The organism is Oceanobacillus limi (genome assembly GCF_900111445.1).
GTDB lineage: Bacteria > Bacillota > Bacilli > Bacillales > Amphibacillaceae > Ornithinibacillus > Ornithinibacillus limi.
Genome location: NZ_FOHE01000006.1, coordinates 40,544 through 62,587 on the forward strand (window position 1 = coordinate 40,544; position 22,044 = coordinate 62,587).

Annotated in this window: 23 protein-coding genes and 1 other annotated feature; of the genes, 19 read left to right on the plus strand and 4 right to left on the minus strand. The window is 34.7% G+C overall.

From position 1 onward, the window contains the following. Nucleotides 1-22 precede the first annotated feature (22 nt). Nucleotides 23-334, plus strand: a complete 312-nt coding sequence (locus tag BMX40_RS08065; RefSeq protein ID WP_090868659.1) for a metal-sulfur cluster assembly factor — start codon at nt 23-25, stop codon at nt 332-334. 67 nt (nt 335-401) lie between these two features. Here the strand turns inward: BMX40_RS08065 and BMX40_RS08070 are convergent, their stop codons facing one another. Next, nucleotides 402-1,094: a Crp/Fnr family transcriptional regulator gene (locus tag BMX40_RS08070; RefSeq protein WP_090868661.1), complete on the minus strand. Its 693-nt coding sequence runs from the start codon at nt 1,092-1,094 to the stop codon at nt 402-404. Between the two features lie 187 nt (nt 1,095-1,281). Between BMX40_RS08070 and BMX40_RS08075 the strand changes: the two genes are divergently transcribed. Continuing rightward, nucleotides 1,282-1,524 (plus strand): DUF2249 domain-containing protein, encoded by a 243-nt coding sequence (locus BMX40_RS08075; protein WP_090868665.1) that lies wholly within the window; start codon nt 1,282-1,284, stop codon nt 1,522-1,524. A 143-nt stretch (nt 1,525-1,667) separates the two neighbouring features. Next, entirely contained in the window at nt 1,668-2,798 is a 1,131-nt protein-coding gene (locus BMX40_RS08080; protein ID WP_090868668.1) for a TIGR04053 family radical SAM/SPASM domain-containing protein, read from the plus strand. Between the two features lie 180 nt (nt 2,799-2,978). On the opposite strand, the gene BMX40_RS08085 is transcribed toward BMX40_RS08080, so the two are convergent. After that, a complete protein-coding gene (locus tag BMX40_RS08085) occupies nt 2,979-3,791 on the minus strand; it encodes an undecaprenyl-diphosphate phosphatase (protein WP_090868996.1) in 813 nt (270 codons plus the stop codon). A gap of 263 nt (nt 3,792-4,054) precedes the next feature. Between BMX40_RS08085 and BMX40_RS08090 the strand changes: the two genes are divergently transcribed. Then, nucleotides 4,055-4,546, plus strand: a complete 492-nt coding sequence (locus tag BMX40_RS08090; RefSeq protein WP_090868671.1) for a hypothetical protein — start codon at nt 4,055-4,057, stop codon at nt 4,544-4,546. A 123-nt stretch (nt 4,547-4,669) separates the two neighbouring features. Here BMX40_RS08090 and BMX40_RS08095 read toward each other — a convergent pair whose 3' ends face one another. After that, nucleotides 4,670-4,846, minus strand: coding sequence for a DUF2929 family protein (locus BMX40_RS08095; protein WP_090868673.1), 177 nt, complete (start codon nt 4,844-4,846; stop codon nt 4,670-4,672). 140 nt (nt 4,847-4,986) lie between these two features. Between BMX40_RS08095 and BMX40_RS08100 the strand changes: the two genes are divergently transcribed. The 6 genes from BMX40_RS08100 (at nt 4,987) to BMX40_RS08125 (ending at nt 10,355) form a co-directional block, all read left to right on the plus strand. Beyond that, entirely contained in the window at nt 4,987-5,604 is a 618-nt protein-coding gene (locus tag BMX40_RS08100) for a hypothetical protein (RefSeq protein ID WP_090868675.1), read from the plus strand. A gap of 32 nt (nt 5,605-5,636) precedes the next feature. Then, nucleotides 5,637-6,596 carry a BMP family ABC transporter substrate-binding protein gene (locus tag BMX40_RS08105; RefSeq protein ID WP_244513430.1) on the plus strand — a complete coding sequence of 320 codons (960 nt, stop codon included), beginning with the start codon at nt 5,637-5,639 and terminating at the stop codon, nt 6,594-6,596. A gap of 257 nt (nt 6,597-6,853) precedes the next feature. Beyond that, the gene (locus BMX40_RS08110; protein WP_090868677.1) at nt 6,854-7,795 is read left to right on the plus strand and encodes a beta-ketoacyl-ACP synthase III; all 942 of its coding nucleotides are present in this window, start codon (nt 6,854-6,856) and stop codon (nt 7,793-7,795) included. Nucleotides 7,796-7,848: 53 nt separating this feature from the next. Next, entirely contained in the window at nt 7,849-9,090 is a 1,242-nt protein-coding gene (gene fabF, locus BMX40_RS08115; RefSeq protein ID WP_090868679.1) for a beta-ketoacyl-ACP synthase II, read from the plus strand. A gap of 157 nt (nt 9,091-9,247) precedes the next feature. After that, a complete protein-coding gene (locus tag BMX40_RS08120; protein WP_090868681.1) occupies nt 9,248-9,454 on the plus strand; it encodes a YuzI family membrane protein in 207 nt (68 codons plus the stop codon). Between the two features lie 127 nt (nt 9,455-9,581). Further along, nucleotides 9,582-10,355: a YjbA family protein gene (locus BMX40_RS08125; RefSeq protein WP_090868683.1), complete on the plus strand. Its 774-nt coding sequence runs from the start codon at nt 9,582-9,584 to the stop codon at nt 10,353-10,355. 23 nt (nt 10,356-10,378) lie between these two features. Here the strand turns inward: BMX40_RS08125 and trpS are convergent, their stop codons facing one another. Continuing rightward, nucleotides 10,379-11,374: a tryptophan--tRNA ligase gene (gene trpS, locus BMX40_RS08130; RefSeq protein ID WP_090868685.1), complete on the minus strand. Its 996-nt coding sequence runs from the start codon at nt 11,372-11,374 to the stop codon at nt 10,379-10,381. Nucleotides 11,375-11,435: 61 nt separating this feature from the next. Then, nucleotides 11,436-11,609, minus strand: a binding site (T-box leader). A 375-nt stretch (nt 11,610-11,984) separates the two neighbouring features. On the opposite strand from trpS, the gene BMX40_RS08135 reads away from it, so the two are divergent. The 9 genes from BMX40_RS08135 to BMX40_RS08175 all read left to right on the plus strand — a co-directional run bounded on the left by BMX40_RS08135 (nt 11,985) and on the right by BMX40_RS08175 (nt 22,044). Continuing rightward, the gene (locus BMX40_RS08135) at nt 11,985-12,509 is read left to right on the plus strand and encodes a hypothetical protein (protein WP_090868687.1); all 525 of its coding nucleotides are present in this window, start codon (nt 11,985-11,987) and stop codon (nt 12,507-12,509) included. A gap of 18 nt (nt 12,510-12,527) precedes the next feature. After that, nucleotides 12,528-13,118 carry a hypothetical protein gene (locus BMX40_RS08140; protein ID WP_090868689.1) on the plus strand — a complete coding sequence of 197 codons (591 nt, stop codon included), beginning with the start codon at nt 12,528-12,530 and terminating at the stop codon, nt 13,116-13,118. 707 nt (nt 13,119-13,825) lie between these two features. Then, complete coding sequence (locus BMX40_RS08145) at nt 13,826-14,293, plus strand: hypothetical protein (RefSeq protein WP_090868691.1); 468 nt, start codon at nt 13,826-13,828, stop codon at nt 14,291-14,293. A 109-nt stretch (nt 14,294-14,402) separates the two neighbouring features. After that, nucleotides 14,403-14,654 (plus strand): hypothetical protein, encoded by a 252-nt coding sequence (locus tag BMX40_RS20195; RefSeq protein ID WP_090868693.1) that lies wholly within the window; start codon nt 14,403-14,405, stop codon nt 14,652-14,654. Nucleotides 14,655-15,180: 526 nt separating this feature from the next. Then, a complete protein-coding gene (locus BMX40_RS08155; RefSeq protein WP_139177925.1) occupies nt 15,181-15,774 on the plus strand; it encodes a hypothetical protein in 594 nt (197 codons plus the stop codon). A gap of 1,928 nt (nt 15,775-17,702) precedes the next feature. Beyond that, on the plus strand, nt 17,703-18,875 hold the full coding sequence (locus BMX40_RS20665; RefSeq protein WP_244513431.1) for a hypothetical protein: 1,173 nt from the start codon (nt 17,703-17,705) through the stop codon (nt 18,873-18,875). Further along, the gene (locus tag BMX40_RS08165) at nt 18,875-19,477 is read left to right on the plus strand and encodes a P-loop NTPase family protein (RefSeq protein WP_090868697.1); all 603 of its coding nucleotides are present in this window, start codon (nt 18,875-18,877) and stop codon (nt 19,475-19,477) included. Before BMX40_RS20665 ends, BMX40_RS08165 begins: the two co-directional genes overlap by 1 nt. A gap of 24 nt (nt 19,478-19,501) precedes the next feature. Beyond that, nucleotides 19,502-19,897 (plus strand): hypothetical protein, encoded by a 396-nt coding sequence (locus BMX40_RS08170; RefSeq protein ID WP_090868699.1) that lies wholly within the window; start codon nt 19,502-19,504, stop codon nt 19,895-19,897. Between the two features lie 173 nt (nt 19,898-20,070). Further along, nucleotides 20,071-22,044, plus strand: a complete 1,974-nt coding sequence (locus BMX40_RS08175) for an ABC transporter permease (RefSeq protein ID WP_090868701.1) — start codon at nt 20,071-20,073, stop codon at nt 22,042-22,044.

A 22,044-nucleotide genomic window follows, 5' to 3' on the forward strand; every position in this document is an offset into this window, starting at 1 on the left:
AATGGTAAAGGAGGTAGAGGTCATGGATGAAGCATTAAAAGAGAATTTAATGGGAGCATTGGAAAATGTAATTGACCCAGAATTAGGTATTGATATTGTAAACCTTGGTTTGATATATGATGTAGATTTAGATGATGAAGGATTATGTACGGTTACAATGACACTTACAGCAATGGGGTGCCCGCTATCTGCACATATCGAGGCAGATGTAAAACGTGCGTTGGCAGATATTCCAGAAGTAAAAGAGGTCAAAGTAGATATCGTTTGGAGTCCACCATGGGGGAAAGAAAGAATGTCCCGCTATGCTAAAATTGCACTCGGAATTCCAGATTGATTAAAGAAGCCAAAAAAAGGTGCCAGGCACTTGTCGAAATTCGACAAGTGCCTGGCACCTTTTCTTATTAGAATAATTCGGATTCGAGGGCTTCGATGTCTAGGATAAGGTCGCCTTTCTCATCGTTGGTGATTAGTTCAGCTTTTTTTAGTTGGGTAAGTGTTCTACTTACGGTCTCTCGGCTTGAACCAATCATATTTGCCAGTTCTCGATTGGTGAAATGTGTGGTAATATGGATATTTCCATTCCCTAATTCGCGGCCGTGTTTGTTTCCTAAGCGTATGAGGAGCATAATAATTTGATCATACGTATTAAGCATAATTTTTTCTTCTAATCTTCGTTGTAAATCTACAATAATATCTCCTAGGACACGAAATAATTTTACACAGATTTCCGGGTGCGTTAATAAAAAGTTTTCAAATAAATTAATCGGAATATAAATCAACAAAGCGTCTTCCGCAACTTCTGCATGTGCAGGATAATCATCCTGACGAAAGAACCCTTGATGAGGAAACATATCTCCCTTTTGTAAAACATTAACGATTTGTTCCTTGCCATGTATATCGGTTTTATAAATCTTTACTTTTCCTTGATGTATAAAATATACATTTGTTAACGGATCACCTTGCATAAATATATGGGTCCCTTGTCGATACATGCGGTGTTTGGCTAAATCAAGAATTGGCTCCATTTCTCCATCTGTAAGATCCTTGAAAATAGGAAACTTTTGTAAGAGTTCCTTGACGGTCTGTATATTCATCTTAAACCCCTTTCTATTATCAATGATGGGTTTTTACTATCGTACCATATTTCTACCTATAGAAATAATAAAAGAATGATTTATGGAAATATGTGATATAAATCATATGTTGTTTGTGTAGCTACTCACAACTCCCTAGAAAGAAAAGGCTTACGATGAATATGTAATAAATAGAGGAGGTTTCAAAATGGAAGGTATAGAAATTGCCGTGAAGTTACACGCTCCAGATATTGAACCACGCGTAAGACATCCAAGGATTTTACAAGTTTTTGATGCATTAAATAACGGCGAGTTTATGGAATTATCTAATGATCACGATCCAAAGCCATTGCACTATCAATTTATGATTGAACGAGAGGGGACGTTTACTTGGGAATATCTAGAAAGTGGACCGACTCTTTGGCGAGTAGTAATAGGAAAGAATAAATGACTAGAAAATAGATCTTCTCTTTTGTGGGAGATCTATTTTTGTATATTTTATGACATCACTTTATTTAGTGAAATATATCACATCTAATGAATTTATTTTCCTTTACATTAAAGGTAAGTCATTTAATATGCTGGAGGGATAGTATGTTTGCTCGTGATTACAATAAGAATCCATTTATCGTTATTTGGGAATTGACACGCGCTTGCCAATTAAAATGTTTACATTGCCGTGCAGAGGCACAATATCATCGCCATCCATTAGAAATAGATTTTGAAGAAGGAAAGAAATTAATCGATGACATATATGAAATGGATAATCCAATGCTTGTATTTACTGGAGGTGATCCATTAGAACGACCAGATGTATTTGACATAGCGGAGTATGCGGTGAAAAAAGGTGTTCGGGTATCGATGACACCATCGGCAACGCCAAATGTGACCAAAGAAGCAATGCAAAAAGCAAAGGATGTCGGTTTATCAAGATGGGCTTTTAGTATTGATGGACATTGCGCCGAGGTACATGACCATTTCCGTGGAACATCTGGGTCCTTTGATTTAACCATGAACGCAATCAATTATTTACACGAATTAGATATGCCATTACAAATTAATACGGTAATCTCCAAATATAATTATGAATATTTGGATGAGATGGCTGAAATGGTAGAAAAACTAGGTGTTGTCTTATGGAGTGTATTTTTCCTAGTACCGACTGGGAGGGGGAAGGAATCCGATATGATTTCACCTGCCGAACATGAGAAAGTATTGCGATGGTTGTACAAACTTTCCAAACGTGTTCCATTTGACATTAAGACAACTGCAGCTCAACATTATCGTCGCGTTGTTATCCAAAATAAAATGCGCGAGCAAAAGGGAATGAGTGATAAAGAGCATATATTTTACGAAGATGCACTAATGAATGGAAAAACAGGACAAATTGACGGTCTTGGTCGTGCGCCAAAAGGAGTAAATGATGGGAACGGATTTGTGTTTATTTCACATACAGGAGATGTCTATCCAAGTGGGTTATTACCAATAAAGGCAGGGAACATACGAACAACTCCTCTAGCCGAGATTTACCGGGAATCAGAGGTGTTCCAAAACTTACGAAACCCAGACAAGTATAAAGGGAAGTGCGGTGTTTGCGAATTCCGCCATGTATGTGGAGGCTCACGATCACGTGCCTATAATGTAACAGGAGATTACATGGAAAGTGAACCATATTGCGTGTATATTCCCCGAGCAATGCGGGAAAAGAAAAAAACAAAAGCATAGCTTGTAGTGGAAATGCTCATAAAAAAGGATATATGCTCAAAAAGCATAAGCATGTGCTCATAAAATAACAGTAATGCTCAAATTCGACAAAAATGCGCTCAAAAAATCATAATTACGCTCATATCCAGTATAGAGCAAATGAAAAAGGGAATTGCCACGTAAGCAATTCCCTTTTCGAATTTAACGCATGAATAGAATACATAAGATCCCTACAATAAAACAGTAGAAAGCAAAGTATTTTAGATTTCCTCTTGCCATGATACCCATGAACCATTTTAGCGCAAAATAGGATGCAATAATAGATGCCATAAAGGCTAATAGGTATGGAATCATCAACGCATCCATATCTGGATCGTTGATCATGTCTCCGACGGATAGTATTCCCAATCCTAAACTTACCGGGATATATAATAAAAAGGAAAAACGTAATGCCGTTTCCTGTTTCATTCCAACGAGCATCGCTGCGACTATGGTAGCACCTGAACGGCTAATACCTGGAATTAGAGCGGCAGACTGAGCAAAGCCTACAATTAATGCATCTTTCATTGAGATTTCACCATCGTTTTTATTCCCACGCAAGTTACGTATAATCCACAATGCAGCCCCTGTAATTAATAAAGTTATTCCAACCGTGTAGGCACGACTTAAATCTCCTATTTTATCCTCAAATAGAAGACCTATAACTCCAGTTGGAATCGTAGCAATAACTAAAAATACAATAAACATAAAATCGCTTTTTGCATCTGGGTCTTTGGATACTAAAAAACGAAAGCCGTTTTGAATAAGGCGAATAATGTCTTTACGATAGACTAATAGCACAGCGATTAATGAGCCAAAATTAACCAATATCTCAAAGGATAAACCTTCTGCATCGATCTCGAAAATCTCTCGTAAAATGATAAGGTGTCCGCTTGAAGAAATGGGAATTGGCTCGGTAATCCCCTGAATTGTTCCAAGTAGTATATAGTTGAATAATGTCCAAAATTCACTCATTGTTTCCAAAAGATTTACCTCCTAATATGAAAGACTTTTCTATTCTTCCGCATGTAACTGCGCGTTAATCCCCCACTCGAAAAGCTTCATGAAGTGAAAAAAGTAAGGTGGGATTATTCCCGTTCGGCTCAATCCTCCATCAAAAAATCAGCAGGGTTGGGAAAATTCTCCCCTGTTTGAAGTTTTATCTTATTATTCCAATCTCCGCAAGTGTCACCAAAAAATAGGCAATTGAATAGTCTGTTGGTGAGGAGGTTGGTAATATGCACAAACATAAACATATGTACGATTTATGTAAAAAACACATGCATTCGTATGTATTAGCAGAAATGAATGACGGAACTCAAGTTGATGGGATTGTTACTGGATTAGACGATGAATATGTCTATATGGCCGTGCCAAATGATCCAATGTCAGGTGCTCAACAACCAATGACTGGAGCGCAACCGATGCAAGGAATGCAGCAATATCCAGGAGCACAACCAATGCAAGGAATGCAGCAATATCCAGGAATGCAACAACCAATGCAAGGCACGCAACAAATGCCTGGTGGGCAACCTGGAACACAACAAACGGGACAAATGATGCGTGATGACGATGATGACCGTTATGGTTTTGGATATGGATTTCCAGGATATGGCTTCCCAGGGTACGGATTTGGGTATCCAGGTTATTTTGGACCTGGAAGAAGATTCCGTAGACTTGTCCTTCCATTAGCAGCCTTAACTGCATTAAGTGTATTACCTTGGTACTAAAATTATGCAATTTTAAAGTAGGAAAACCCTTGCCGTTCATTACCAAGAGGCAAGGGTTTTTTCTCAAGATATTCACTGAACTATTATTATAATAGCATGTATGTATGGCATTACTCGTACTTGTTATTCGCTCTTAGCTTTAATTACGCCATCACCTAGTACAAAAATTGCAATCGCAACTATTGCAGACAATACAAGCGTATCGGTAATTGCGAATGAATCACCTGCCATACTCGTTAGTACGTATGATAATACAGATCCAATTAATATTGCCCAAACAATTGTCATAAGATACCGCATACATTACACCTCATTTTTTATCATATAAATTAAGAATACCTTTACTTTAGTTAGTACATATATCATATAGTTTACCAAATCATCTTATAAAATGAAAGTATTTAATTGTGGTGAGTATAGTGAAGAAGGAGGGAGTAAATTTGTCATTTTTAGTAGTGAATTGCTTTCATTGGATCGGGTATCATTTAGTTAATTATCTACTTGATAATGGAAATAAAGTGGATGGATTGGATAAACTGGACACAACAAAAAAAGATAATTTATCCATGTTTATTGGTAGGAATAGCCAGTTTACATTCGTGGAAGAACAGGCGTTAGCGAACTATGAAACAGCGATTGTTATTGGAGATACCTCACTTATTTCTAACATTTCCGCAAGCCGTATCTTACTAATTGGAGATAGCAACTACCATAGTTCTTCAAATAATATTGTTCAAATTAATACACCTATTTTAATTGGGGAATGGATGCCTATGACAGAAGATGGATGTTACTATAAGGATCAATTTATATCATTTGAATCAAATCGTTTTTTGACAGAAGCTGTTTATATTGAAGATTTTTTGACAGCAATGCTGCAGTGGGTAGAGAGTAGTAATTTGCCCAGCCAAATTGACGTTTTCGCAAGGAAAAAAACGAATAAAGAAAGCCTAAAACTTGAAAATTGCCTCTACATTCGTGACAATGTATCTATAGAAGATCGTCTTAATAAGCTAAAAGAGCATTTTAGACGTTATAATAAGTTATATGAAACGTAAAGATCTGGGTGAACGAATGGAGTGCTTGAGTTTTGAAAAAACGATACATCGTACTATTCATTATGGTTGCCATTCTCTTGCTCACAACAGGCTGCGGTGATCATGCAAAACAAGGAAACTTACAAAAGGTTGGCTTGCTGCTTGAAGGAAACATTGATGATCAAGCATGGGGAGAAAAAGGGTACCAGGGTCTATTAAGTATTAAAGAAGAATTTGATGTAAATGTAGAATATAAAGAAGGTATCATAGAGGAAAAAGAGATTAAGGAAGCCGTTGATGAATTTGTAGAAGACGGCGTTAATTTAATTTTTGGACACAGTAGTGCATATGGAAAAACGTTTTTTGAAATTAGTCAAGAATATCCAGATGTTCACTTTGTTTATTTTAATGGGACATACTATAGTGATAATGTTACTAGTTTAACATTTAATTCACACGCAATGGGTTTCTTTGCTGGGATGTTAGCAAGTGAGATGTCTGAAACAGATCAAGTCGGTATTATTGCAGCATACCAATGGCAACCAGAGATTGAAGGATTTTATGAAGGGGTAAAGTATCAAAATCCAATGACAGAAGTAAATATGGACTTTATCTATGACTGGAATGAATACCAAATCGCATTAGAAATGTATGAAAAGCTTAAACAACAAGGCGTAGATGTCTTTTATCCTGCTGGCGATGCATTTAGTCAACAAGTTATTAAAGCTGCTAGTGAAGATGGTTTATTTGCTATTGGTTTTGTATCGGATCAACACGATATTGGTCCGAAAACGGTTTTAACAAGCACCGTACAACATGTAGACAAACTATACACTTTAACAGCTGACCAGTTTAGTGAAGGGGAACTAGAAGGAGAAATACTTACGTTTGATTTTAAAGACAATTTTATTACCTTTGGTGAGTTCAGCCCAGAGGTTCCTGAAGATTTTCAACATACGTTAGAGCAAGCTATTGAAAATTATAAAAATACTGGTTTATTACCTAATCAATGATTAGGTAATTTTTTTGATAGAGAAGAATGTATCAAAATTTGGCTTTGTTAAGCTTACTTACCGAAACTACATAAGGCACTTGCGCTTTTGCCAAATGAATTGCTTAGTTCAAGCGTGTAATGGAAATGAAGTGTAATGAATAACTTTTTACTGGCATATGGAACAACTGCAACTTGCAAATAAGGATATTTTGCATTAAAATTAGTACCAAGTCATAAGAATTGATAATAAGATATACTACGTAAGGGGATGTATATATGGGTGTAGGTGTATTAGGTACAGGGCATTACGCTCCATCAAAAGTTGTAACGAATAAAGACCTTGAAAAAATTGTTGATACGAGCGATGAATGGATTCGCACAAGAACAGGGATAGAGGAAAGAAGGATAGCAGAGGATGATATGGAGACTTCAGAAATGGCTTATCGTGCCTCTGTGGCTGCTTTGGAAGAAGCGAATGTAAAAGGAGAAGATCTTGATCTTATTCTAGTAGCTACAGTGACACCAGATACACCATTTCCATCCGTTTCTTGCATGCTTCAAGAAAAGCTAGGAGCAGTTAAAGCTGCAGCAATGGACATAAGTGCTGCTTGTGCTGGGTTCATGTATGGCATGGTCACAGCGAAACAATTTATTGAATCAAACGTATATAAAAATATCCTAGTTGTGGGTGCAGAAAAACTATCTAAAATAACAGATTGGTCCGATCGTAATACGTGTGTATTATTTGGCGATGGGGCTGGTGCAGCCGTAATGGGAGAAGTGGCTGACGGAAAAGGCATCCTCTCATTTGAGTTAGGTTCCAATGGATCTGGTGGAGAGCATTTATACCAAGATCCTGAATCAGGATATTTGTATATGAATGGTCGAGAAGTGTTTAAATTTGCTGTGAGACAGATGCCAGAGTCATCTGTAAATGTCATTGAGAAAATTGGTCAAAATAAAGAAGATGTAGATTATTTAATACCACACCAAGCCAATATTCGAATTATGGAAGCAGCTAGAGAGAAGTTAGGTATTTCGGAAGATCGGATGGCAACGTCCATTAAAAAATATGGAAATAACTCATCTGCCTCTATACCAATGGCTTTATCAGAAGCTGTAAAAAATGGTAAAATTAAGAATGATGATTTAGTCGTATTAGTAGGATTTGGCGCGGGTCTAACATGGGGCGCAATTGCTCTACGTTGGGGGAAATAAACTATCATGAAAATAATAAAAGCGAAAATTATAGAACATAGGAGGGAGTACGAATGGAGAAAAGAAGAGTAGTTATCACTGGACTAGGAGCGGTTACCCCTGTTGGAAACAACGTTCAATCCATGTGGGAAAATATATTAGCTGGTAAATCGGGAGTTGACTTCGTAACACGAGTTAATAAAGAGGATTTTAAAGCGCAAGTAGCAGCTGAGGTGAAGGATTTTGACCCAACGGATTTTGTGGATAAAAAAGATGCACGAAAGATGGATTCATTTACCCAATTTGCGGTGGCGGCTTCAAAGATGGCTGTCGAAGATGCAAAGCTAACAATTGATGATTCGAATGCCCATCGAGTAGGTGTGTGGATTGGTTCTGGAATTGGTGGAATGCAAACGTATGAAGACCAATTCCGTCGCTTTTTGGATAAAGGGTATAAACGAGTTAGTCCATTCTTCGTGCCGATGATGATTCCTGATATGGCAGCGGGACAAGTGTCCATTCAGCTTGGAGCAAAAGGAATCAACTCTTGTACCGTAACAGCTTGTGCTTCTGGTGCCAATTCGATAGGTGATGCCTATAAAGCGGTTGAACGTGGAGATGTCGATTATATTATCGCTGGTGGAGCAGAAGCGCCAATTACAAATATGTCCTTTGCAGGATTTTCTACAGCAGGAGCTTTATCACTTAATGAAGATCCAAAAAAGGCAAGTCGTCCATTTGATAAAGACCGTGACGGATTTGTAATGGGTGAAGGTGCAGGAATTCTACTAATGGAAACGTTGGAGTCTGCAAAAGCACGTGGTGCGCATATATATGCGGAGATCGTAGGATATGGCGCAACTGGTGATGCCTACCATATTACAGCACCAGCTGAGCATGGTGAAGGAGCAGCAAGAGCTATGCAGCATGCTATTAAAGACGCTGGCGTTTCACTAACAGATGTGGATTATATTAATGCACATGGTACAAGTACAGAGTTGAATGATAAATTTGAAACTGAAGCAATTAAAACGGTATTTGAGGATCATGCATACAAATTAGCAGTCTCATCTACGAAATCCATGACAGGTCATTTGTTAGGGGCAGCAGGTGGAATAGAGTCTGTTATATCGATAAAAGCGATAGAAGATAGCGTTCTACCACCAACTACAAACTATGAAACTCCAGACCCTGATTGTGATTTAGATTATGTTCCAAACGAAGCTAGGAAACAGGAAGTTAATGTTGTTGTTAGTAACTCACTTGGTTTCGGCGGACATAATGTTGCATTGGTGTTTAAGAAATTTGAAGAATAATTGTTGATTTAGAAGACTGGCCTAGGGGTCAGTCTTTTTTCTTTGCTACATTTCTTCCTTCTACAATATTTTTTCTAAATTCTATTAAAGCTATCATGTATCCATCTATCCTAGCATAGTATTAGATAAATAATATAGGACAAGCATGGTGATGGATATGGGGTATATGTTTTTATTTCTAATAGGATTTGGGCTAGCTGTTACAGGCGGAGTTACTACGATCGCGTATATGAACTTTTTACCTGCTGGTGTATCATGGGTAGAATATTTTATTTTTATTAAAGGTAGAATAGAATGCTACTTTCTTCCGATTGGACTTCTTATCATGACACTGGTTATTTATCGTTTTCCAAATAAACCATAATCTTACTTCACTTCGAATAAATTTTTTCAGGATGGTCATAATGTATGTTAAGTGATGTTCAAAACATGATAACAACAAGGTTTTGAACAACCTCGAAAATGATTCATTCAAAAGTGAGGGGTGTTGTATGTTATATTTGCACGATGTTTGGGTGAACTGGTTTGAAGGTGAGGAAAACGGGTATAACGTATGTTATTATCATGAATGGCGAAAAGACGATAAAATTGAGCTTTTAGATCAGGTCCCATTGTTGTACATAACGGAAGGCTTATATAATTATATTGAAAATGATATGCATGATCTACCGAAGCCTTTACTAGATATGATATATAAACGAGCCTATTTGAGAAAAGGGCAAGAAAGAACAGGACTAGATTATGCATGTGTTGTAACAGATGGAAATGATATTATAGCATTTGATACCATTGGGTACCGTATTCCAATTCGAAAAAGTAGACTCATTCCAAGACAAGAGCAACTCGTGTACGATATGATTGAAAAAGTAAAACCACAAAACTTTGATTTTGATGCGGATTCCTATGAGAAAGAGTATCATATGCTTTCGATGTCACCAGATTTAGTATTTGGCTTAACGAGAAGAGAGCGGCAATTAAAGCAATTGCTCATGATGGGGCTCGATCAACTTCGTACAACGAATAATATTGAGGAATTACGTTATTGGTTAACCGAATGGGATCCGAAAAAATATCCGTTTATTCGTTTTATGGATGAGGAAAAAGTTTGGCAAGCATTATATGATGGTGTAAAAGTTGGGTGGAGCAGAGCTCATGAAGACCTTTGTGCGAAATTAATCAAGGGACAGCCTTTCCTCGAAAAAATGTGGGAAATTGAGCATAGCTATGAACAAGGAGTACCCAAACAAAAATCAAAAAATCAGTGAGGAAGTTTTCCCTCACTGATTTTTTATTTTTTCTTCTTAACTCTACCTAATCCCATGGCTTTCTTAGCTTTTGCAAGCATCTTGTTAGCTGTGAAAGAGGCTTTCTCAGCACCTTGATCAAGGATCTCATCAAGAAGCTCAGATTCAATTAATTCATTATATCGCTCTTGAATTGGTTGCAATACATGGATTACTGCATCTGCGACACCTTGTTTGAAATCCCCATAACCTTTCCCAGCATATTTTTCTTCAATTGCTTCTACGGATTCACCAGTGCAGCTTGCGTAGATTGTCAGTAGATTTGATACGCCAGGTTTGTTTTCTTTATCGTATTTAACAACGCCTTCTGAATCAGTTACTGCACTTTTAATTTTCTTTTCAATTTTCTTTGGTGTATCCAGCATGGAGATGAATGCTTTTTCGTTTTCATCGGATTTACTCATTTTTTTCGTAGGTTCTTGTAATGACATAATACGAGCGCCTACTTTTGGAATGCTAACTTCCGGAATTGTAAAGATATCATTAAATTTGTTGTTAAATCGCTGTGCTAAATCCCTTGTTAATTCTAAATGCTGTTTCTGATCTTCTCCGACGGGAACAATATCCGTTTTGTATAATAGAATATCTGCTGCCATAAGCGATGGATACGTAAACAGGGCAGAAGAAACGGCTTCTTTTCCTTCAGACTTATCTTTAAATTGTGTCATGCGCTCTAGCTCTCCCATATAACTAAGCGACTGTAGCATCCAACCTAACTGCGTATGCGCAGCAACCTCTGATTGAATAAATAATGTAGACTTGTTTGGATCGATTCCCGATGCTAAATATAAGGCTGCAAGTGATTTAATGTTTTCTCTTAATTTTAGGCGATCCTGTGGAACTGTTATTGCATGTTCATCAACCACGCAAAAATAACAATTATGATCCTCTTGTAATTTTACAAAATGTTGAATTGCCCCTAAGTAGTTCCCTAATGTTAGTGTCCCACTAGGTTGGATCCCAGAAAAAATGGTATTCATAATTTGCTTCACTCCTTTAAATTATCGTAGAAACTAAAAAAAGCCCATTCATTCCCTCATGAAAAGGGACGAATGAACCGCGTTGCCACCCTAATTATCTTAAAACTTAAAGATCACTTCATTAATAATTAGCTCCAAAGTCCAATTCCAATTTACCTTGATACTTGTTTTCACCAACCACAAGCTCTCTAGAAATCAGTGGGTAATTGTACTACGCCTTTTTCATTGCTATTGATATTGAGTTTTTATTATTATATATAGTCTTTTGGGAAAATGCAAGGGCTAACTCACTAAAACATCTTTATCTAGAGTAACGAGGACGTGCTGAGGAAAAGAATAGATGTAAGGTTTTTCCAGATTTAGATAGAGTGAAATAACTGATTTCAATAATGATTTTTATTATTTGATTACTAAGAAGATGAAACTATATTCAATTAGAGGACGTCTTATTCTTGAGAAGTACCAAGTGAAATGGTAATTTTTAATGAAAAAAGTAGAAATTTGATTTTTAAATATAATATGGTAAGAGAAAAATTTACTATACACAATTAGTCATATTAGGAAAGAAATGGAATACATTTGTATTAATCTATAATGAGGAGGCAAATGTATGAAAAAAGTAATTTATTGCTTTTTAATTTTGCTTGTGTTTTTTTCTTTGGGCAATTCGGTAGAAGCTAGTAATGATGCTGAACTTAGAAATGGTGATGCATTTTCTGGGAAAAATAATTACCACAATAATGGTAGATACAGTATTTCGACACCTTACCTTTTTCATGAAGTAGCATGGATGAATGCTGTAAATAAAATGAATGCAATTACGAATGCAGAAATAAATTTAAGTAGTGGCTCAACTCCACATATAAGTATGAGTTCAATTAATTCATCTAATTATTCGTGGTATGGACATGCTAGTTGGAATTCAAGCAAGGCTACTTTGAGAATTAATGAAGATTCGACTAAAAAAGCTAATTTTACAACTAGTAACTATAATAAGACTGCCATGCACGAGCTTGGTCATGCATTCTATATGAAACATCAACATTCTAGTGTTAATTCCGTTATGAAATCTGGTAAATACTCTTATAGTGATTATACCAGTTTAGATAAGTTGAATTTGCGTCACCAATATTAAGATGCGGGGGGAGACAAGATGAAAAGAATACTAATTTCATTAATTGCTATAACCATATTTTTAGTTGGGTGTAATCAAACTGATACAAACAGTTACATTAATGAAGAAACACCAATAAGCCAATACCAATCTATGGCGGACTATGAAATTCCAACTGATTTGAATGCCCTAAAGAACTCTTCAAAAATTATAGTTAAAGTAAAGGCATTAAGTGATTTAGGAAATGATGTGATAGATGGTCAAACTTTTGGTTCCAAAAAGAAAGTGAAGGTTTTAAAATCCTATGGTGAAGAAATTCAAGGTGAAATAACTATTATAGAACCTGCTTTTGTTGCTGATGGTGAATATGTAGCTACAGAATCCTATATTAAAATGTTAGATGGTGAAGAATATATACTTTTTTTAAATGAAGGTGATCTTAAGAATGAATATGCGATTGTGGCACTAGGATTTGGTAAATACTCTTATGAAAAATCTGGTGGAAATTTTACTATTACAGACTTCAGTACTTTTGGCGAAATAAAAAAATATGGTTTCATTTCCAATAATAAAGAAGAAGTTAAGCAATATGAGGTAATAAGAGCAGATGTATTAAAAGAATACGAGTAACTACTGTGAGTAGTAATTTAAATATTAAGAAGGAAACATAGAATTATATAAAGTGTATATAAAAATTTTTTAGTGATAAACGTACAAATTCTAAATTTGATAAGATATATTATTACTTCTTAAATGCATAAAAAAAGATTGATGACATAAACACATGTTAGAACAATGGATATACCAAAACAAAATGGGAAATCAAAATATGTTCTTTGAGAAAAGCCATTTTCTGTTTTGATAACAAAACTAAGCAAATATGTTGGCAAATCATAATTCCATAAAAACACTGATGTACATCAATGAAGAAAGAGGATTGCTAGCTTTCAGATGATAATCCATATTCTCAACAATTCTCTACCATGGATAGTTTTGGAAACAGAAGTTTGATTCCTTTTGTGTATGTGTGGAATGTTCGGTCAATTTTTTTCAGTATAACAGAAACTTTTGATTCCGTGCATGTAGATACCACCAGAATAGTTGTTCAGTAGGAAATCCAGAAAATAATATTGTTGAACTTCGTGTTCGTGTAGTGCAAAACTGAATTCTTTAACAACGCCTCAATTGTGTTAATAAGGGGGAATCCGCCCTTAAGCGCAATTGTTTGGACGTTTTTGAAAAACCAATTATTGCCTGGTTTTTAAAATAATGTGACATGCAATTTCCCATCCATATTATTTTAATAAATTCTCCTACAAAAATTAGGAGGAAATAAAATGGACTGGTACAAGAAAAAACATTATCTAAGGGCGAATACCGAGAGTGTGTATATTACGAGGGGGATAAATGTGAAAAAATTCCTTTTTATCGCATCCATCATTTTAATGATTTTGTTAGGGTGTTCTAATCAATCATCACTGGAAGAAAATAACGAAAAAAGTAAAATCCACAATGACGAAATGCAGTCTTCTGTAGAATGGGCTGATGTTATCATGTGGGAGGATGTTCATTATTATTTTGATGAGGCAAAAACAGAGGAAGTTTCAGTACAAGATATTGATAAAACTCTAGGAAAAATCACATTTAGAGTAATGTATAGTGAAGAGGAAAATAATCCTAATTATAAGTTGAAAAATAATGAATCTACTTATTTAAGAGAGGGGGCTACAATATATTCTCTAATTGGAGAAGATAGCAAAATATATATTTATGCTGAAAGCAGGGTATATAAAATTAAGGAATAAATACACATTGTATTATTTTCTTCTCTGCTAGCCTGTCTTAAGGTTAGTTGATCAAATCAGTTTTTTCTAAGGATTCCACAAATACAACTTTCAAACTCTTCTCGAACCCTTGAAGTGGGGGGGGGCAGCCAAGGATCTAAGGCAAAGTATTGAGATATATAAAAGAATGCTCGAAGATAAACAGTTTGAATGGGACAATATTGTGGCAGGCAATTGGGTAACTATTTCAGAAAAACAGTTTGAGATGCTTGACAACAATGTAAATATTTCGGAGAGTCAAAATTACCCAACGAATATTACAATGGATCAAGTCGTTTCCAGGTTTACGATGAGAGCAACAGCGGAAGAAAAAAATTTTTAGCGGAAACAGGTGTTGAACCTTTCGTCCAAAAAGATACCTATACGGCTTTTCATCCTAAGATATATGACAAATTTACTGGGGAAGTATTAGAATTTTTGGAGGATACAACGAAGTGATATGGAAAATCAGGGTTTTACTTTTTATATCAAATTATACCGACGTTTTTTATCCCATTTATTATTTTAATCGGCTGTTTTGTCTTCGGTAATACCGTATCCTCTGAAGCCACCAAGAAAAGAAAAGGGATGAATTTGTATGCTTTCCTTCCACTACAAAGAAGAAAGAATCTTTTTTGCGAAATTATTTAGCGGAATGCTGTTCACAAGTTTATTTGTTTTATTCATTTTACTCGTCCCAATCGTCTCCAGTTTATTTACATCTGGTGTCGGAAGTTTGGAAACCCGGTAGTAATTTATGATGGACCAGTTGAAAATCCTTATGGAATAGAATTAGAAGCCACATTTTTAAATGAATGGACGGATGCATTTCATTTTATTACGTTGGGTGAATATTTACGGATAATGAAGTGTCGGAAATTTCACTTTTAAGTATAACATCACCGCCTAGAGATAAAATTAATATTAATAACCCAAACGTTTATATGTCTTCACAAGGAATGTTTATTACGGCAAGCGCTAACTGGAAAAATAAACATGGTAATGTGCGTTGGTGGAAAGATCATGGACCTATAGGAATAGGTACTTTAAAAGTAGGTGGGGCAAATGGATTAGGAATTTATTTTTCCAATAGCACTAATTTAGACGTTGGCGAAACTAATTTCTATACATACGATGAAAACTTCAACACGTATAACAATAACTTGTATCCACATAAAATCGATAAAACTGGAGTGTATTATAAAGCGCAAGATACAATGAAAAACAGTACTTTTAATCCATTTCATAGTTATTCTTGGGATACAGCAACATTGAGTGTTTGGCCTGATTTTAAAGGGAAAGTAAATACAAATGTTAGAACTCATTGGACACACACTTGGTCCAGCGGTGAAATTTCAAGTGTAGGTGTATCGAATTCTGGTATCAGTGTAAACTTTTCGAATTCCTCTCATGCATGGGATGGAGTTTCACTTGGCTCTACTAATTTAAAAAATTACCAATAATTAAGCTAATAGAGGTAGATAGGCTGTAAAGTCACTTCTATCTCTTTTTTGTTGTAAGCCTCTAAGGGTGTTATTTTTATAAAACGCCAGAAAAAGTACAGTTCATGCACGCCTCTCAACTACTTGGATAGTAAAGAGTGGGTGTTTTTTTAGGCAGCCTAGAAAAATAACAAAAGAAGGCGATAACGCAAATACTATCCCTCAAAATATCCTGATTTGCTGGTACAGTATAAATATAGTCAGTGTCAGAAGGAGAGTAAAAATGTCTTTTTAGGTATGGTATTTGCAATTTTTCTTATGATAGTATTGGCGGCGGTGATTGTATATTGCGAAGTAGTAGGGCACGGACTAAAAATTTACTTACAATTATTGTTAGCAGTATTTAATTTACATTGAATTTAAGTGGAATGTATGTTCAAAAATATCGCCAAACGTACGTGGTGTTGAAATTTCCCCTTTAAAATACAATTGGACGGATAAACAGATGTGTTCGATTACTTAATTAGTCCTAGGGATTCGCAACAGGGGCGTGTGTAACAATTATTTCACATGTAGTTGCGCTACATAGGATGTGGGAGAGAAATAATCTATTATAAATCTTAGTTAAATAGTATAAAAAGTGTCCAAAGGAAAAGCTCCTTTGGACATTGACGTTGTAAAACTAAGCTTCAAAAATAACAAATGCAGGAATAGTCAACCGCTTCTTACCGTGAATTCTAACTTTATATATTCTAGACTGTCTTCTTTGATTGTAAAGTTTTGTGGTTTCAAGACACACGCCCCGCGGTGCCACCCTATTTATTCTGCAAATAACTGCAGAACCACTTTAATCGTTCGTTAGCTCGAAAGTCCAATTCACCTTGATGCTTGTTTTCACCAACCACAAGCTCTCTAAAAATCAGTGGGTTATTGTACTACGCCTTTGTCATTGCTCTATGATACTTTAGTTTTTATTATTATATAAAGTCCTCTGGGGAAATGCAAGAGAAAAACTCATTCAGATTATATCATTTTGTGCGATTTAGGAAAGATTTTCATGTGTTTCATGATTATCTTAGTCGAATTTTGTCAATGTTTCCCAATATTAGTTTCAAGAAACTATGATAGAATTTAAATAGAGTTAATTGACTACGCTTACATTTTTGTCTGGACTAGAGGGATTTATAAGGCGAAAAATATATTTATAAGATTATACTTAAATAAAATGAAAGGATAAAATGAAAGGATAAAATGAAATGCATACATTGGTGATATTGTCAAGGATGCTTAAAAGTTTGAAAATAGAAATAACCCTTATTATTTCGTATTCATTTATTCTAGTATTTTATTGTAGTAATCCATACGCTATCAATCCTATAGAGTTTACATTATATACCAAATATCTTTTGCCTATTGGATTTTTTGTTTGGTTCTTGTTTAGTTCTCGTTTGAATATTTTGTTGTTAAGATCAATACCACACGAATGGCTTGTATTAAATAAATTAGTTCACAGGCCTATGGCAATTCAGCTAAGACATGTAAGCACTGCTTTCCTTTGTTTTTTAGCAATACAAATAATCCTAGGCATAGTAATAGCAACTGTGAATATGATGATTTTTTCATCAGGTTTTGATAATTTTATATTAACTTTTAAATTGTATATTATTTATTTTATGTTTCCGTTATTATGGTCATGGATTGCTGGGGGGGCTATTAGTTGTGCTCAAATACTATTTCCCCCAAAAAAAGCTATCTTGTTCTCTTTTATTCTATTAACATGGATTACACTATTATTTTGTCTAGAGTATCGACAAAACTCTTTTAATATATTCATAGATAATCGCTGGCCATATATTGATCCTATTCATAGTTTGGCATATTTAGAGCATAATCTACTATTCAAGTTAATATTTCTCACATGCTCAATCTTAGTTGTTTTTATTTTTATAATGATAAAGCATAAAATTATTGTTTCATTAATAAGTATTGCTTTTTTATTCTTCATAACTTACGGAGTATATAGTGCTGAATATAATTTGCAAATAGATAAAAAGTTATTAGCTAATGATTATCAACTATACCAACAAGTAGAGGATACAGTTAAAAACAACACTGAGATGACAGATAATTGGAGAATTACAGGTGTTGACCTGGAAGCGGAAAGTGAATATCCTATTCGAATTAGGCTTTCTATTGATAAAGGGTCAGATTTGGTACGCTTTTCTATTAACGAACAATTTTCTATCTCCCATGTGTTAAGTCAAAACAAAAATTTAGAATTCGAGCAATATAGAAATGTTGTAGAAATTGCAACAAATGGAGTTCAGTCATTAACAATCTACTACGAAGAGACATTAGGTACCAGTTTTTTTCCTATAACATCAAATGTTATTTATTTGCCTGCTGAATCAAATTGGTATCCACAGTATAAAAATTTGAAACAGTATACTGTAGACTCTATAGGAAATTTTCATAGTAATGTGGAAACCAACAGTTGTAAACGTAATGAAATTGTATTTGGACAAAGTAATTATAGTTGGCAAGGGAATAATCCAAATTGTCTATCCATTATTAAAGGCCCATATGAACGATTGGAAATACACGATACAGATCTAGTAATTTATCAACCATTTACAACTAAAAGAAGTAATTATGTGGAATTAAAGGAACACCTACTAGTAGTTCAGAACGAACTATGTCAACTATTTTATTCTAGTAAAGATAAGTTAAATTGCTCAGTCGATCCACATTCTATTGTTATTACTCCAAAAAGTATTGGAACCGATGCCTTTTCCCTATACGATAGTACAACCCATAACGGGCAATATACATTTTATGTTAATCCTTTTTTAGATGTGAACGATAGACCTGTTACTACTCATCTGATGGAATTATCAACCTTCCTAATTCCATACAGACTATTAGAAGATGAAAAACTAAGTATACTAGTAAGCCAATATTTAAATGAAAAATTGGATATTGAAACTACTGGTTATATAAATTGGGTTAGGGATAGTTCTTCGATAACATCAGAAGAATGGGATGATTTTTCAGGATTATCGATTGGAGATAAAGAAAAGATTCTAAAACATATGTTTTCTGAACCAAGGAGTGGAGGATAATGCTAAGAATAAGAGGCGTTTCTATTAAATCAAATAAACAACTAATCTTGCATAATTGCAGTTGTGATATTTCTTCTCAATCCATTATTGTTGCCCAAAATGATATTAACACTAAAATACTTTCATTATCCTTAGCAGGTCTCCAACCAGTGGTAGAAGGGGAAGTTTTTATTGATGAAAATAGTCTTGCTGTAGAACAGAAAAAAAGTAAAGATATCTTTTTCGTGATAACAGAGAACTTCCATAAGTTATGGAAAAACTACCGATTGAAGGATATCTATAAAGTAATAAAGTCAAAAAAGCAATCAACCCAATTATGTAAGAAATATAACATATCTCTGGAGGATACGATAAATTCTCTTTCAAAATTTCAGCAACTTGTATACTTAATTTCAATAGGAGAATCTTTAAATAGAACAATATATATATTCGATCAACCTACTAAACACTTAGATTATGAGGAATTAGAACTATTTCAAAAATTCTTAAAAGAGGATTTTAAGAATATGAATTACATTATATTTACAAATAGGTTTGGAGAACTATCTAGCGGTCAATCAGTTTATCAAATTGAATCTAAAAAGTTAATAGTCAAAAGTTAATAGTACTGAAAGGAGGTGAAATAAATGTTGATAAGTAAAAGATCAAGATTAAGACCAAAGTTTGCTGCTGTTGTTCTAACATTAATTTTGATGATTTCTGCTGGTGCAGTTAGCGCAGCTCAGTCAACTGCATACTTAAGTGGGTCTAGCAATAATGCTAATACAGCAACTCTAACAGCAACCAGCGGTGCAACTGGTAATATTTATGTTACAAATAGTGGCGCGAATACTACTACAAGAGGGACTGCAAAAAGATCTATCAGCTGGTGGCCTGATAGTACGGTTGCGTCTACAAGTTGGTTGAATCCTAGAACATCTCAAAGAGTATATTTCTCACAAACATCAGGACATAAATATTACGGTCAGATTGTTGGACAAACATTGTCGGCAAGAGGTGCTGTAACTTTAACAGTATATTAAAGATTACACCACACAAAAGACATTTCAGGAAGGTAAAGTTTTATTATACCTTCCTAACTTATTATTATTATAAGCATTTATATATATTTAATACAAGTTTGGATGTAGATTTTTGTAAAAAAACAAATATGTTAAACAGCAATTAGTTTTCTCTTGAGAAATGGGTGATGTACATGAGATGGAATTCACTACTTGTCTTTTATTTGAAACAAATAGGCAAGAGTAAATTATATATGGGTGCTAGTTTTTTGGTTTTTTTATTGTTGATTACTAGATTGATTATATTTTTTGCTAACGAATTCAATCCAGAAGCATACGGTCAGCTCCCGGGCGAAATAGCAATGATTGTACAAATGATTTCCCTTTTTTACATCATTTTTTTCTTTCGGTTACAATCGAATGAACTTCTTTATGGCATACAAGCGTTCTTTGTTGATGGATATCGTATTATGGTAGAAAAAATAAGTTCGATGTTTGTAGCTCATACAATCATTCAAGGAATGATGTTAGCAGTTACATATCTAATTTTTGCAGTCACTTACTTTGCTGTAGGAATAGAAATATCTTACATCTACTTATCTCTGTTTCGATTTCTTTTACTCTATATGTTTTTTCCATTTGTTCTTAGCATGATGTATGGAATAGTTGTAGCAATGCTCTTTGGTAAAAATAAAATTAGCTTCTTTCTTATTTTATTGATTTGGATTGTAACTGGTAGTATGGTATCTGAATTATTCGTTGATTTCTTTAGTTCTATCCAAGCTAATGAATGGCGCAGCCTTTTATTCATTGGATTGAATAGTGTACAGCATGTTTATCAATCCTATATCGGATTTGATATGCATTGGGGAAATGAGCTTAAACTTCTTACATGGTTCCTTGTAATTACAGGAGCAATATTAATCCTGTCTTTACGTTGGACATTAATTGTGAGAGAGAGAAATTGGGTTCTCATGATAGTTTTTTTTATTGCGTTTGTTACCATAGCTACAGCAAATGGATCTATAGAGCTAAGTACAAAGGCTTTTAGTAGAGCAGATCAGACAATCGAAGTGGAGTATTATAAAGATTTAGATAATCCTAAAACAGACCTCCGTTATGAAATAGAAGCATATACCATTTCGATGAATGATCACAATGTAACTGTTCAAATAGATTTCTCTAAAATGAATACAAAAAATCCAACTTTTCAGTTATATCATGCTTACCCAATAAAATGGATCAAAGAGGAAGACGAACTTGTGGACTTTAAAAGAAGCGGAGATATCCTTAAGGTGAATTTATTGGGGTACACTGATTCCCTTACTTTTCAGTATGAGATAATCGATACTCAGCTAATTCCATATACCAATAGCAACATCGCTTTACTCGCAGATAAAGCTTGGTACCCCAAAAAAAGAGCGTCACATATGTATGAAGAAAATGAACTTATAGATTGGATTGAGTTGACTGAAGATTTTATACCGGAAGAAAACTATGTATTCACATTACAGGTAAGAGAACCATTATTTACTAATCTTCCTAAAAAAGGTGAGGTATACCATGGAAACACACAAGCTGTAACACTAATATATGGACAAGGAAATCAGCTTACGTATGATGATTATCTAATTACATATCCAGCTGATTGGCCAAAGATGGAAGAGAGAGTACCAGAAGTGTTGTTTCAATTAGATAAGACAATAACTGGAATAAAACGGATTGCACCTACGACCGTTGATACACTACCTTCAAATATTGTTTTTTCTAACTTCGGATTATCATCTTTTATGATTAAAGACCACCTTGTTTACAATACAGGATATCTTGAAGCAGTAAATTCGGAAATTTCCATGAAGGATTTACATAATAATTTGATACGTTTTATTGTGCCCCAAAAGGGTTCTAATTTACTTTTTGATGAATGGGTAACGATGTCAGGCGAGTATATTCGGGATATAACTAATGGGGGTACAAACATGTTTGGATTAAGTCCGAACTTTGGTTTTCTTTCTGAGGCAGAACATAATGTTGTCCTTACCATTTATAATAAATATAATCAATTAAATCTTGAGCAAAAGCAACAATTTTTACGTGAATGGTATAGAAATATGAACGAAGATTGGACATGGGATCAGGTATTAGAATTAGTGGAGAGGGGGAGATAG